This window comes from Gardnerella sp. c17Ua_118 (genome assembly GCF_055804255.1).
Map to the genome: position 1 here is coordinate 1,190,347 of NZ_JANUYT010000001.1, position 14,022 is coordinate 1,204,368.

Sequence of the window (14,022 nt, forward strand, 5' to 3'; positions counted from 1 at the left end):
TATTTCTAACAGTTTTAATATTTTTTAGTAAATTCTAACGTAGTTTATGTATAGCACATTCATTGGTATAGACCCTTGTGGAACCCACAAGATAAAGTCTTGCGCTGTTATAGGCTTTTTGAACTTTACATCTGTTACTCCGCTAGCGTCAAAAGTAAAGTCTGCAACTTTTTCTCCAGCGCTAGGATCGTTCTTGGAATTTGCAATCAAATATCCATGCCCGCCCGAAGAACGAATCGAAACAACAAATCTGTATGCTTCTTGAGGCTGAGTTAAGTGCATGTAATAGCCGTAGCCGCGTTGATTGCCCGTATCTTCCAAGAATTGCTGAATATCTATAGGGTAAGGCGTGTTGTTAGTAGGCATTTTAGGCTTTGGTACTTGCTTTACTTTCTTGCGTCTATTTTGTTTCTTATGCTTGTTTTTAAGGCTTTTATTATCCTTATTGCTCTTATTCTTTTCGCCAGCCTTCTTTTCGTCAGACTTACTCGTATTGTTCTTATTTGGTTGCTTTTCTTTAGACGAATCGCTTTTATCTTCCGAAAGAACACCTTGGCTTCCAAAAGGCACATTTTCAACACTTTGCGAATCCCAAGAATTAGATTTTGCAAAGTTTGATGGCGCTTCGTGAGAGTTAAAAAGACTATGCAAAGATATTGCAAAAACAACAACTACCAGCAATGCAACAACGCCAATAGCTAAGACTTTTGTAGAAAGTCCTCCAAAAATCTTAGCATCCGCAATATCTACATTGTTTTGACCAGAAGATTTCTTTGCTTTTAAGTCGTCTTGATGCTCGTTAGGCTGGAAGCTAGGAGGCATGGATGAGTGAGACAATAATCCAGTATTTTGGCTGCTATAATCGCCATATTCCTCGTTTTCTAGCTCCTCTTCTCGCAACGCTCTAGCGGATTCTTCGCCAGGAGCAACAAAACGCCCATTGCTGTCTACAACAGGCACTCTTCCTGTTGATTCGGCTTCTAATGGCAAGATTTGCGGCTTAGAAAGCAACTCCGTGTGCCTTGTGTTACTGCTTAGAAGGTCTTCAAAGTCGAATCTTCTAGGCATTAGTGGCGAAGATAAGTCATCTTTTTGTGAATAATCGTTTCCAGAAGTTAGCGAGTCTAAAGCGTTTAACGCGCTTTTATTGCCATTTTCTTTTGCGTACGAGTCGTTTGTAGAATCATTGCCAATGTTTGTATTCTTGCTATTCTCGTTATTTTTATTATTTTTATTTTCGCCAACCTTATTCTCTTCGCTTGCTTGCGATTTATCGGTTGAATAGCCAGGGAAACTTGTGTATGTTGAAGACAAATTGTGGAAAATTGAATCATCGGCGTCTAGCTCAGTTGGAGCTAAAATATTCGCCATTTCTGCTGCAGCAATATCGTGGAAGTCGTAGTCTGTTCCAGTTGAATCGGACTCTGGTAAAGAATCAAGTTTTTTCTCAGAATTATCACCATTTCTTTTTAGCAAAGCGCTCAATGCACCAATGGTTTTGCTTGCATTTTTAAGACCAGTATTTTTAGCGTTTTTGCCAAACTTGTTAGGCTTTTCGTCTTCATTTTTTATTGATAAATCACTTGAATCTAAAATACCAATAGATTCTTGACTTGATAATTGGTTTTCAAGCAAATCTTCGTTCTTAGATAATCCTTCTGGAAAATCAATAAGATCTTCGTCTTTGCAAGGTAAAAGTAGTGCTTTTTGAATAGAAGATTCGCTTGCATTATTGTTAAGAATAATATCTTTTTCGCTAAGCTTTTTAACAGGAGTATATGTGCCTAAAAGTGCCAGAAGCTCCCCAATAGATGCCATTGGAATAATGCTTGAATCCTTAGCAGAAGAAAGGCCTCTTTTGCAAATCATAACAAATTCGCCAGGAACGCCGTCTGCAAGTCTAGAAACGTTAAAAACTGTGTTATTTTGCGTGTATCCTGTACGCGTAAGAAGAGCATATAAAAGTGCAGAAAGCTGATGTGTTGCAATGTTTTCTACACTTTGTGGCAAGTTGTTAGACTGTTCTTCGCTTTTGTCTTGATTTTCGCTTTCGTTTTGCGAATCCTGCGCGTCTTGCTTATTTTTAGTATTCGGCTTATCTTGTTTGTTTTTTTGCGAATCTTGCTTTGAATATTCAACAGTAACGTCTTTTAGTAGAGGGCTTATTGGCGCGCAAGCTAGCTCTACTCCATTATTTGTGATTCTTACTGTGTTTGTTGAAATAGCATAATGAGTTATTCCAGATGCAAGAAGTTTGCTAAGTGCATTTGCTGCTTCGGCAACAATAGAGCGTATAGCTTCGTAGCTAAGTGTAGAGCTATGTGATTTTATGTAGTCGTCTACAGTTATTCCAGAATCCAACTCAGTTATAATAATAGCAACATCATCTATGTTATGAATTTTTAGAACTGGCGTAAATTTGCGGATTCTAGATAGTGCAAGAGTAGAAGATATTGTGTTTACTTCGGGAAGGAATCTACGGTCGCGCACAATAAAGAGCTGGCAATCTCTAGCAAGTATGCGGTCGCTAGCTTTCCATACTTGAACGCCTGCTTCTTCTCGCAAAGGTGATATTAGAGCATAGCGATTAAGTATAATATCTCCCAACTGAGGTTTCATCTACTCCCCGGCTTCCTACATGAGTAATGAATATGCGTAAATAATAAATCCCATCAATTATTGTAATTGCAGAATTTAGTAAAACGCTCCTTATTTTGCAATTATTGTTGTTTAATTATTTTGATTTAATTATTGCTCACTGTGTTGATTTATTTTTATCGACTTTTATTGCGACGATTTATTGTTGACTATTGTGGCCTTTTATTGCACATTATGCACTGTTTTTGCCTATTTTTGAACGAACAACGCGAGACGAATTATTTTTGTTGCCATTGTTGCTGCTGCTTTCGCTGCTGTTTTCGCTGCTGTTTTTGGCATTACTTTTTACATTACTTTTAACAGCATTTGCACGCTCAAGATTTAGCAAGAACGACCATTTTACGCCGATTTTTTTAAGAATTGGATTAATAATAATCGCCAATTCGCTTGTTCTTAAAAGCAAAAGAGTAGATACGTAAACGATTACAAGAATAATAGTTATAATTGCGCAAACAAAAATCGCAAGCAACCATCGATTAACACCACGAAGCTTTGGTGAATCTAAAGAAATCCACTTGTAAATAAATTCTCTAGTCAAAATTCCAACAACAATAGAAACAATCGAAGCCGCAATCACCTTTATGTGAGTAACAATAAGCTGCTTATCGTCTAAATTATTGTTAAAACGAGACCTAATCATTTTAACAAGCGCAGGGAAAGTAAGAATGTAGCTAAATGATGCAGCTGCTGCTAAAGCGCTAACCCAGTAGTTTGGTGGAAGGAACTTTATGCAAGAAAACACAATAACAAGCTCTACGCAAAGTTGCGCTGCACAAAACATAAATGGATGCTTTCCGTCTTCAAAAGCGTAGAATGTGCGTTGAATAATCAAATAGGCGCTAGATAGTGGCAAGCCAATCGAAAGCATCATAAGCGGATCCGCCATTAAGTATGCTTCTTTTATGCTAATTGAAGGCAAAAGAGCCAAAGAGATAGGCATTGGAATAACAATAAAAGCAACGCTAAAGAAGCACATTAAAATGCTAACGCTTCTAATGCAGGAGCTTAAATCTGCGCGAACTGTAGATAAATCGTGTTGTGCAATCGACTTGGAGATCTTTGGAAAAACAGCGGTTGCAACCGATACAGCTATAAGCGAATATGGCAGAATAAACATTGTGTATGCGTTTTGAAAAGTGGCGTTTCCTGCAACATCAAATTGGCTTAATCCCAATGTTTCTTCGGCTATAGAAGGTGCGCTTGTTGTTATGTGAGTTGTAGCCATTGTAGAAAGCTGACTAACAGCCACTATTGCAAAACTCCAAGCTGCAACAGGTCCCATAGAGCGCAAGCCAATGCCACTAATGCCAAAACTTGGCTTATACTTTAATCCGATTTTTTTAAGAGGAATAAACAAAACAAGTGCTTGAGCTGCAACGCCTAAAGTCCAAAAGCCTGCAGTTAAAAGCATTGTAGTGTTGTTCCAAAAATGCGCAGGCTGTCTACTTGCCTTTCCAAAAATCGCAATAAACACGCCAAATCCCGTGCAACTAACAATGTTTGCAGCAACCGAGCTCCAAGCATACATTGCAAATTTGCCTTTAGCAGCCAGAACTTGGCCGAGTACGGTATAAAGGCCGTAGAAGAATATTTGAGGCATACACCATAGCGTAAAAGCGTTTGTAAGTGCAATCATTGCTGGGTTTGATCCAACGTAAAGCCATGTTAAAACAGGTGTGGCAATCGCCATTAAAGCGGTTACGCCTAAAAGCAGAATAATAGCAAATGTTATTAGCTTATTTAGCCTATTTTTTGCATCTTGTTTTTCTAGAGTCTTAACGATTTGTGGAACAAGAACAGCGTTGAAAATTCCGCCAGAAACAAGCGTATAAATAAGCTGAGGAATCATAGACCCAGCCTGGTAAGCATTTGCTGCCAAACCAGTTGTGCCAAGGGCTGCGGCGAGCAAAATTGTTCTAATCTGGCCAGTTATTCTGGAAGCAGCCGTGCCGCTTGCCATTATAATCGAGTTGCGGCCTACTGAATTCATTCGTCTGGATCCTTTTTACGATTAAACTGCCTGAAAAGCCCAAAAGCTCCAAGTGCAAAAGCAAATATTATAATAATCGTACCGCTTTTATCGCTGATTTGCAGCGTGCTTGTGATTGCCGTCTCTTTAGTGCTACTAAAAACGTTGTGGTTTCTATCTTCTAGAGCAAAAGTGGCTTTAACTTTGCTAGATGTTGTAGATCTAAGTGGCAAAATCACCTGGGATTCGCTATTTGCTGCGATTTTAACTGGTGTTTTTCTTCTAGTTACTATTTCCATAGAATTGGTATACGCAGTTAAATATACGCTAATCGGGTATGGGTTTGTGTTGCTGATTGTAATCGGCATGGTTGCTGTTTCGCTTACAAGAGTAACGTCTTTTGGAGGAATAATATTGATTCCAGAAATGAGCATTTTAGCCAAATCGTGAGTGCCATTTTTGGTTTGTATCTGCGATTCGCTAGCGCTACTGTTTGATTGGCTAGCGCTATTTAACGTATTATCTAGCTCTCTTTGAGCCATTGCGTCAAAAAGTTTAATAAGATTTTCGCTCCAGATTTTGCTGTTTTGATTAATTTTTAACTTTGCGTTTTGTTTTGCAAGAGACTGAGCATCTGACTCGCATGTTTTATGGTTATTAAGCTCATTTTGATCAAGAATGCTGTTTATAAATTGGTTTACTAGCATTCTATCGGAAGCTAATTGGCTAATCTTAGATTTGCTTGCGATTAATGATTTTCCTTCGATTGCACTCGCCTTAGGAACTGGGCTATATCCAAGGTGCTCTTTAGTAATCGCTTTTGAGTGTGTTAAAGAATTTATATCTAGAAGACTAATCCAAGGCGATTTTTCTAGAATGCTTACAACTGATTCGATTAAAGGTATAGAAGAATCTGGGCTAAACGTTAGTAGCAAATGCCTAGGCATATAAGGCTGTTCCATCTGGTAGAAGGCGCTTTGTGCTGCAAGTCTGTTTAGAAGTCCTGCGCTAGTAGTTTCTGCTGCCGATTGAGCGCTCGTAAAATGTCCATTTATTAATTCGTTAAGCGTTTCTTGGCAAGAAAGCACTTTTACGCTTCCCGAAGATGTTTGAACCTCGTAAACACCATTTTTTACGGCAAAACGGTTTGCTAGAGGGTCGAATCCGCTAGTGGCCACTACTGTTTTGTATCCGTTTGCGGCAGCCTTCTCTAGTGCGCGTAGAGTCCATTTTTCGCCTGTTTGAAAAGCGTAGGAATCAAGATTTAGCGGCTTTGTTGTTGAATTTTCTAATATAGATGATTTTTTACTCCAAGAATCTAAACCAATTCCAGCTAGTTTATAAGAAACACGATTTTCAGATTCCGCATACCTGCTTATGTTAAAACCGTTATTTTGCATAAATACGGAAGGCGTAAATGTTGGTTCACTAAATTTAAGAGTGTTTGGGTCTGCTATTGTTTGCAACTTTGGATGCTTTTGAACAAGATTTATCAAAGAAGTAATGCGCTTAATACTGCTTTTACTAAGTCTGATTTTTCTGTTAGTTGCAGAACTTGTTGTGGAACCTGCTGTAGAACCTGCTGTAGAACCTGCTAAATCTTCTTGCGATTCACTAATGGCGCTAATAGAAGGAGAAATATTGTGCTTGCTAATGTTAAAACGCCAATCGGAAGATTTTGCGATTATTGGCATTAGTAAAGTCACATTAATTGGCGGAGTTTGAACGTTTTTAATGCCAATATTTGCTCGAGTTACAAACGATTTAACAGAATAATAATGCTTAAAATCTAAAGAAGAATACGTTATTGAAACAGGTTTTGGACCCCAATAAATAATGTTTGAAAGATTTTGACTGTTTGCATCAACGTCAATTTGCGCACTATAGGATTTTCCGCTTGCAAGCGCTGGAACACTAACTTCGCCTATTAGTTGAGGCGTTGGAATCCTAGACTCGGCTTGGCTCCATTTTTGCAAGTCGGTTCTAGACATAAAAGTGTACCAAGGGTTAAAAGTGACTTGAATTTTGCCTTCTGGAAAATCTTTAGAACTGTTATTTTTAAGCAGAAGATTAATGTGGTATCCGCTTTTATCTGTAAGAATCGAAGTTGACTTTACGATTTTTAGCGAGATTCCTTTGAATTTTGTGTTATACAAAGAGTAGGAGCTTAAGGAAGACTGATTAGCATACGCGACTTTTGGTGCGAAGAAAAATGGGAAAGTCGCAAGCAAGAGTGCCATTAGAACTGTGGTTACGCAAAGTCTTAAAAACGCGTTTTTTTGCGACTTACGCAACTGGTTTTTTGAAAAATCAATCACATTAATCACGTTAGTAACGTTAATCACGGTTTTGCCGCCTATTCGCCTTTTTAGCATACATCCATGCTATTTTTCGTTCGTTTGGGTAGCTTAAAATGTCGTTAAGGTTCTTAAAATCAACCCAAATCGCGTCTTCTGCTTCGTGATCTGGGTCTCCCAGAACAGATAATTCGCCGCTAACATACTTAAGCGCAAAGTGGTGAACAAGTTTATGCACACGCTGGCTTGTTCCAGTAAACCAGTAGTCGATAGTTGCAATTGAATCAACAACTTCGCCAAGAATACCCGTTTCTTCGCGAATCTCTCTAACTGCTGTTTGTTGCGGTGTTTCGCCTTTTTCAATATGGCCTTTTGGCAAGCACCATTCCATGTGTCCACTTCGCGAATGCCGTGCTATAACCGCGACACGCCCAAGAGAGTCAAAAACTAATCCTCCAGCGGAATATTCTCGAACAATAGGCAAATCCTGTGCGTCTAGAGAAGCAAAAGTTTTAGGGCCGTCATTAACTCTTCTTTGAGGCATTAATGCAGGAGAAGGGGCATTAATAGAAGATATTTGCTGCCTGGATTCCGTTATATTAACATGAATGTTTTCAACAGTGTAGCTGCCTGAAAAGCCCGAAATATCAACAAAAATCGACTCCTCTTCTTCGGCCTGTTGTGGATGAATTTTGCTTTTCATTCTAGCAACATCAAGAGGAGTGACTCGAATGCTTGGAGTGTTTTGGGTATGATTATCCGAGGCTCTGGCGAGCATGCGTCTTAAGTCTTTCGGAGTAACCATACACTCCACCTTACTCAATCCGCTGTGCATTGGGGTAACGGTATGCTGGAATGTAGTTTGATTTTTGCTGAAAGGGTGTTTTTAAGCGTGTCTGTGAACTTTGAAGTTTGGCCAGAAGCCATAGAGTTGGGTAAATTATTTGCCGATCACAATTACGAGTTGGCGCTTGTTGGCGGCCCTGTGCGAGACATGCTTTTGCATAGAGTTTCGCACGATCTTGACTTTTGCACATCTGCTAAGCCAGAAGAGTTTGAGCCACTTCTTAGGTCTTGGGGTCATGACGGTTTTTGGGACATGGGTCGAAAGTTTGGCACGCTTGGAGCTTTGAAGCGCAGAAAAGACGGAACCGAAGTAAAAGTAGAGATAACAACTTACAGATGCGATGCTTATAATCCAGATTCCAGAAAGCCAGAAGTAAAATATGGCGATACTTTGGAAGGTGATCTTTCTAGACGCGATTTTACTGTAAACGCAATGGCTTTGCGCGTGCCAAGTCTAGAATTTGTGGATCCATTTGGCGGAGCAAGCGACTTATCTAAAGGTATTTTGCGAACTCCGGTAGACCCACGTCAATCTTTTGACGACGATCCTTTAAGAATGATGCGTGCTGTTCGCTTTGTTGCTCAACTTGGTTTCACTATTGAAGCAAGCACGGCTGAGGCCATTTTGAGCATGGTTTCTAGATTAGATATTGTTTCTGCGGAGCGCGTTCGTGACGAAATAACAAAGATGCTTCTTTCGGCAAATCCGCGCGCTGGAATTGAAGCAATGGTTGATTCTGGTATTGCAGATAGGGTTTTGCCAGAAATTCCTGCTTTGCGCTTAGAAATTGATGAGCATCACAGGCATAAGGATGTTTTCGAGCACACAATGATGGTTCTTGAGCGCGCAATAGCGCTTGAAACAGATGACGAAGGTGCTGTTCCTGGGCCTGATTTGACTTTGCGACTTGCGGCTCTTTTGCACGATATTGGCAAGCCGCGTACTAGAAAGTTTGAAGACGGCGGAAAAGTTAGCTTCCATCATCACGATATTGTTGGAGCTAAAATGACTCGAAAACGCATGAAAGCTTTGCATTTTGACCATCATATTATTGACGATGTAAGCGAGCTTGTGAATTTGCATTTGCGATTCCATGGCTACGTAGATGAGCCTTGGACGGATTCTGCAGTTAGAAGGTATGTTAAGGATTCTGGCCACTTGTACGAGCGGCTAAATCGCTTAACTCGCGCAGACGCTACTACACAAAACAGGCGCAAGTCGCTTATGTTTGAGCATGCTATGGACGAGATGGAAGATCGCGTACGCGAATTAAAAAAGCAGGAAGATTTTAACGCAATTCGTCCAGACTTGGATGGCAATGAAATCATGAATCTTCTTGGCCTAGAGCCTGGCCCGATTGTTGGGAAGGCATACAAGCACATGTTGGAATACAGACTAGATAATGGTCCTGTAGAGCACAGTGTTGCTGTTGAAGAGCTTAAAAAATGGTACGAAAGTCAAAGCTGAATAAAGCGAATCACGCAAAGCGTCTATATAAGCGTCTATACAAGCTAGAATACTACTGAATAGGCTTGTGGTTTGCAGCTTTTGGAAGATTCTTAATTGTGTTATACGCTGCGCAGCCTCTAATCTCGTTAATCGTAGCTCCAGCAGCAGGAACGTCGGTTTTAGGACGAAGATTGCTAAAAGTGGTTCCTAAAACAACGTCAATAAGCTTATCTTGACGGTCGTCCATGCGCAAAATAGCGTCCTTAAAATTGGCAACTAGTGTATAAGCTTCGTTAATCGACTGTTTTCCAAAATAGATTGTTGTGCGCTTAACGCGTGTTTCGCTATTTCCAACTTCGATTAAGTTAAAACCGCGATTTCTAAGGCCTTCCCCGACTGCTCGCGCGAATCCGCGGAATTTTGTTCCATTTAGAACGCGTATAGAAACAGCACGATTATCTATATAAGATGCTTTATTTTCGTCTTTGTTTTTTATAGCACAAGGCGCTTGAACGCCGTAATTTGGGTCTACTTCTGGAGTTCTAGGAGCAGCGATTCCAAAAAGATGAGATTGCACAATAAGAGCTAGAACAAAGGCAATTGCAACTCCGATTGCAACAGACGATAGCACAAATCGTTTTCTTTGATACATGAACTCTCTTCGGGCTAGTCGCTCGTCGTAAAACTGCGTCATGCTAACTTCCGATCTGTACTGTGTGCTTGTATTGTGTACCTGTATTGTGCGCGTTGTGCGTGCATATGCGTATGCATAAGTGTTAGCTATTTTACTTACTATGCATGACGGCGTTTATAAGCGTATTTTAACTGTTAAAAGCTTTAGACAGAGCTAAAAATTCGTCGCAAGTTAAAGTTTCGCCTCGTCTTGTTGAATCAATCTTAGAAAGTTCGTAGGCTTCTTTAGGAACAATGCCTTTTAGTGCTGCGTTTAGCGTTTTTCTTCTCTGCTGGAATGCTGCATCAATAATCTTAAACACTTTTTCTTTTTCTTGCTCGCTGCCTTTTGGATTATTGTTTCTCTTAAAGTACACTAGCGCGGAGTCAACGTTTGGAGCAGGCCAAAATACGTTTCTGCCAATCAAACCAGCTTTTTGAGCAGTACCGTACCACGCCAACTTTACGCTTGGAGTGCCATACGTTTTATTGCCAGGCTGCGCGCATAAGCGATCTGCAACTTCTTTTTGAACCATTACAAGAAAGCTTGTAAGATTATCGAATTTTTCTAAAAGAGTAAGAATAATCGGTGTTGCAACGTTGTATGGAAGATTTGCAACAAGCGTAAAGTGCGCCGCTTTTGCTAAATCGGGAACGTCTTGAGCGTTTACCTCTAACGCGTCTTTAAGAATCACATTAAACCGTTCTAAAGCATTAGGCATAAATTCTTCAACGGTTCTTGGCAAACGCTTAGCAAGATGCGGATCTATTTCTACAGCAGTAAGATTTGCGCCCGCTTGAAGAATCGCAAGTGTAAGCGAGCCAAGACCAGGGCCTACTTCCATAACAAAATCGTTTGAATTAATTTTTGACGCAGCAACGATTTTTTTAACTGTTCCTGGGTCAATAACAAAATTTTGACCAAACTTTTTTGTAGGTGTAATGCCCTCTTGTGCTGCGATTGCGCGAATATCTACTGCTCCAAGAAGACGGCCTTGTTGATTTTCAATATTATCTTTCGTCAATTTAATACCATCCAAACTTTAATACCATCCAACTTCTTGTGAATGCTTCCATGCTTCGCTAGGATTTCCGTATTTACTTCTAATGTAACTAAGGCCCCACGTTATTTGTATTGACGCGTCTTCGTGCCAGTTTGCTCCCGCGCTCGCCATTTTATCTGCTGGAAGTGATTGCGGAATTCCGTACGCGCCAGAGCTTTTATTTTCTGCGTTCCAACGCCAATTCGATTCTTTTGTCCACAATTTAACAAGATCTTCCCACATTGCGCCAGTCCAACCAAGTTGTGCGCATGCTGCTTGAGCGTAAAGTTTTGCTTGTTCGGGCGTTGCGTGAACCATGCCATTTGGGTTATCTGCGGGTGCGGGAGTTGGTGTTGGGGCAGGTGTTTGTTTTATAGCTTGTGAAGTTTCAGCAGTTTGCTTAGAATTTTGCTGATTGTTGTTATTATTTTGTTGAATGTTTTGATTTTGCGCGCCCTGTTGTGTGCTCTGGTTTTGAGTATTTTGTTGATTCGTGTTTGTTTTTTGCGATTGAGTTTGATTATTTGGTTTCTTGTTTTCTTCTTGTTTATTGATTCGTTTGCTTGGCTTAGACTCGTTTTGTGTTCTAGGAGTAGACTTTGCGCCAATTGCAACAATTTGATCAATCGACGGCTTAACAATTGACTGCTTTATTAGCGTTGCACTTTGAGCTTTGCCATCCACATAAGTCACGTTATACAAATCTATGCGCTCGCCATTTACGCCAGCTTGTTTAATAACACTAGCTCCTATTGCAAGACTTGGGTCGATTATGTTTACAGTGCTAAATGGAATAACAACGTTTCTAGATTCTTTTCCATGCGTTACTCTAAGAATGCGAAGCAATGTTTTTCCGTTTTCTTCGCTAACAGTTACTTGGTCTTCTTTTCCTAAGACTATTCCTAAAGAATCAAGAATGGAGCTTGCTGGCAGTGTTCCGTCTGGAACAACTCTTGTTTTGTTATCGCAAATAACTGTGACTGGTCCTTTTTTGTTTATAGAAAGTCCACCAGTAAGCTTGTTATAAATGTTTTGCAAATTAACAGTTATTTTTGCAGCATGATCTGCGTTTGCTTGGAAGAATCCGATTAATTGGTCAATGCTTGTTGCAACAGTCCAAAATGGTATTGTTACACCGTCTACTGTAATGGATGTTTGATAAGCGCTTCTAACGGTAACAGTTGCGCGATCTGCTAGTACGTCTCCCGAAGTACTAATAACTTGGTCGTGTGTTTTAACTGGTACTTTTTGTTCTTGTAGAAGTCTTTGTGTAGTAGATGCATAAGTTGTTACTACTTTAGTTTTGCCATTTATGATTAAAGCAATAGATTTACGCGCAGAAAGTGCAAAAATCCCAGTGCTAGAAATAACAAGAGCTAGAACGCATATAAAAACGCGTAGTCTTCTCATTATTACAAACCGCTGAGGCGTCCATCTGCGTGCCATTCAACCTCACTTTCAATGCAAAACTGAATTTTAATTATAGCAATGATTACAATCAGCCAAAAATAAGACTATAAGCATATGATCTAACTCATTAAAAATGCGTTAAGAAGAATCAGTCTTAAATTATAAAATTATAAAACTATAAAACTATAAAAGGTAAAGGGGGGCAGGAGAGAAGGGGATTTGTCCTGCCCCCATGAGGAGGAGCTGGTTGGGGGACGCTCCATCCTCATGCTCGGAAACCCTGAGTTGGGGGAAGGTTCCCGAGAACTTACTCAAGCGAAGTAATCAGCATAAAGTATTTTTGTAAGCTTTACGATTCATCATAAAATAAATCTATTTATAATTTATTATCTTATTATTGTTATTGTAAATTTACTAAAAACTTTTTATATGCTTATGGCTCATAATATGCATACAAGTGGATTTTTATAATTTAGACCGTTTTTGTTATGCAAAACGCCTATAAAATGGAGCCTCCTGCCGGGATCGAACCGGCGACCTGCCGCTTACAAGGCGGCCGCTCTGGCCATCTGAGCTAAGGAGGCGAGTTCTTGCACGCTAGTTAAAAATCTTCGCGAGCAAAACATTGATTAGTGTATCAGCACCCGTTGCCAAGTGCAACTTTTGGAACCAACACACTAATCAACAAGAACTAGTCAAGAGGATTTGGCTGATCTTTATCTGTTACCTTTGGCATAACACCTTCAACTCCAACCTTAGACTTGTCTAATCCAATAGACTTAAGAATTGCATCTGGAGTACTAAGCTTATTCTTACTAACCGCAACCATATCTAGCAACTTTCCGTTGATAGTGGTTGTTGGCGTTGTCATAGCTCCCTTATTCGCTCCACTAACATTCCACAAAGCCTTGCGATTTGGTGTATCGGCATTAATAGCGTTTTGCCAATCAAGATAATTTCTGTTGAATGCTTTGTTTGCCACTTCTTCGCTAACGCCAGCGTTTATGGCTTGCTCAATCAGCTTTTTGTTGCTAACAGGCTTGTAGTCGTCGCCTTCTTCTGGCTGGAAGTCTTCTGCAAAAATGTTGTTAATAAATTGAAGTAAGTGCGAAGGATTGTCGTCGTTAGAAGAAATGTATGCGATTGCGCCAGTTACGCGTGTTGAATAGTGGTCGCTAGAAATTCGATCCAAGAACGACATTGGGTGAATCTCAAGGTTGATTTGGCCGGCTTTCATCATTGCAATAAGCATTTGATCGGAATCGCGATTAAAATTACCGCATCCTGGGCACAGAGGATCGGCATAAACCGCTATAGTCGGAGCGTTTGGAGCCGTTGTGTTATAGCCGCTTTTACTAATTAAAATTCCGCCTTGTTCGTTTGCGTACTTAGGCTTTTGATTAGTCGTAAGATTTTTAACAGCTCGTCTTGCTTGTTGAGCTTGCTCGACATTCTTTTGATTTTGCGCATTAGTGGCGTTAAGAGCTGTAATTCCAATTGCTGCAATCATGCCAATTAAAATGACAACAACAACAATTCCAACGATTGTTTGTTGGCGTAATTCTTTAGCTTTGCGCGCTTGAAGATTTTGATTTGATTGATTTTGCGCGCTTTTGCTACTGTTAGGCATGCCTATCCTTCCCCTGATTTTTACAAATAACATACATAAGTAAATTA

9 protein-coding genes and 1 tRNA gene are annotated in these 14,022 nt (G+C 40.0%); 1 reads left to right on the plus strand and 9 read right to left on the minus strand.

Annotation, left to right across the window (positions count from 1 at the left end; genetic code table 11):
• Positions 1–24 precede the first annotated feature (24 nt).
• From NYP69_RS04690 to NYP69_RS04705, 4 genes are all read right to left on the minus strand, one after another.
• Positions 25–2,619, minus strand: coding sequence for a protein kinase family protein (locus tag NYP69_RS04690; RefSeq protein WP_473412987.1), 2,595 nt, complete (start codon positions 2,617–2,619; stop codon positions 25–27).
• A gap of 211 nt (positions 2,620–2,830) precedes the next feature.
• Positions 2,831–4,648, minus strand: coding sequence for a murein biosynthesis integral membrane protein MurJ (gene murJ / locus NYP69_RS04695; protein ID WP_473412989.1), 1,818 nt, complete (start codon positions 4,646–4,648; stop codon positions 2,831–2,833).
• Entirely contained in the window at positions 4,645–7,002 is a 2,358-nt protein-coding gene (locus tag NYP69_RS04700; RefSeq protein ID WP_346284378.1) for a DUF6049 family protein, read from the minus strand. Before NYP69_RS04700 ends, murJ begins: the two co-directional genes overlap by 4 nt.
• A complete protein-coding gene (locus NYP69_RS04705) occupies positions 6,965–7,729 on the minus strand; it encodes an NUDIX hydrolase (RefSeq protein ID WP_004131150.1) in 765 nt (254 codons plus the stop codon). Before NYP69_RS04705 ends, NYP69_RS04700 begins: the two co-directional genes overlap by 38 nt.
• Positions 7,730–7,771: 42 nt before the next feature.
• On the opposite strand from NYP69_RS04705, the gene NYP69_RS04710 reads away from it, so the two are divergent.
• Positions 7,772–9,238, plus strand: a complete 1,467-nt coding sequence (locus NYP69_RS04710; RefSeq protein WP_174191201.1) for a CCA tRNA nucleotidyltransferase — start codon at positions 7,772–7,774, stop codon at positions 9,236–9,238.
• Between the two features lie 52 nt (positions 9,239–9,290).
• Here NYP69_RS04710 and NYP69_RS04715 read toward each other — a convergent pair whose 3' ends face one another.
• The 5 genes from NYP69_RS04715 to NYP69_RS04735 all read right to left on the minus strand — a co-directional run bounded on the left by NYP69_RS04715 (position 9,291) and on the right by NYP69_RS04735 (position 13,975).
• A complete protein-coding gene (locus NYP69_RS04715; RefSeq protein WP_016832410.1) occupies positions 9,291–9,914 on the minus strand; it encodes a LytR C-terminal domain-containing protein in 624 nt (207 codons plus the stop codon).
• 127 nt (positions 9,915–10,041) lie between these two features.
• Positions 10,042–10,932, minus strand: coding sequence for a 16S rRNA (adenine(1518)-N(6)/adenine(1519)-N(6))-dimethyltransferase RsmA (rsmA, locus tag NYP69_RS04720; protein ID WP_473412990.1), 891 nt, complete (start codon positions 10,930–10,932; stop codon positions 10,042–10,044).
• 3 nt (positions 10,933–10,935) lie between these two features.
• Positions 10,936–12,381, minus strand: coding sequence for an aggregation-promoting factor C-terminal-like domain-containing protein (locus NYP69_RS04725; RefSeq protein WP_472781621.1), 1,446 nt, complete (start codon positions 12,379–12,381; stop codon positions 10,936–10,938).
• Positions 12,382–12,852: 471 nt separating this feature from the next.
• Positions 12,853–12,929, minus strand: a tRNA-Thr gene (locus NYP69_RS04730).
• A gap of 107 nt (positions 12,930–13,036) precedes the next feature.
• The gene (locus tag NYP69_RS04735; protein WP_004132352.1) at positions 13,037–13,975 is read right to left on the minus strand and encodes a DsbA family protein; all 939 of its coding nucleotides are present in this window, start codon (positions 13,973–13,975) and stop codon (positions 13,037–13,039) included.
• Positions 13,976–14,022 lie beyond the last annotated feature (47 nt).

Excerpts from the sequence above, each read along its gene's own strand:
- murJ (WP_473412989.1), bottom strand. The coding sequence starts at position 4,648 with ATGAATTCAGTAGGCCGCAACTCGATTATAATGGCAAGCGGCACGGCT.
- NYP69_RS04710 (WP_174191201.1), top strand. The coding sequence starts at position 7,772 with ATGCTGGAATGTAGTTTGATTTTTGCTGAAAGGGTGTTTTTAAGCGTG.
- NYP69_RS04735 (WP_004132352.1), bottom strand. The coding sequence starts at position 13,975 with ATGCCTAACAGTAGCAAAAGCGCGCAAAATCAATCAAATCAAAATCTT.
- NYP69_RS04690 (WP_473412987.1), bottom strand. The coding sequence starts at position 2,619 with ATGAAACCTCAGTTGGGAGATATTATACTTAATCGCTATGCTCTAATA.
- NYP69_RS04725 (WP_472781621.1), bottom strand. The coding sequence starts at position 12,381 with ATGGCACGCAGATGGACGCCTCAGCGGTTTGTAATAATGAGAAGACTA.
- NYP69_RS04705 (WP_004131150.1), bottom strand. The coding sequence starts at position 7,729 with ATGGTTACTCCGAAAGACTTAAGACGCATGCTCGCCAGAGCCTCGGAT.
- NYP69_RS04715 (WP_016832410.1), bottom strand. The coding sequence starts at position 9,914 with ATGACGCAGTTTTACGACGAGCGACTAGCCCGAAGAGAGTTCATGTAT.
- NYP69_RS04700 (WP_346284378.1), bottom strand. The coding sequence starts at position 7,002 with ATGCTAAAAAGGCGAATAGGCGGCAAAACCGTGATTAACGTTACTAAC.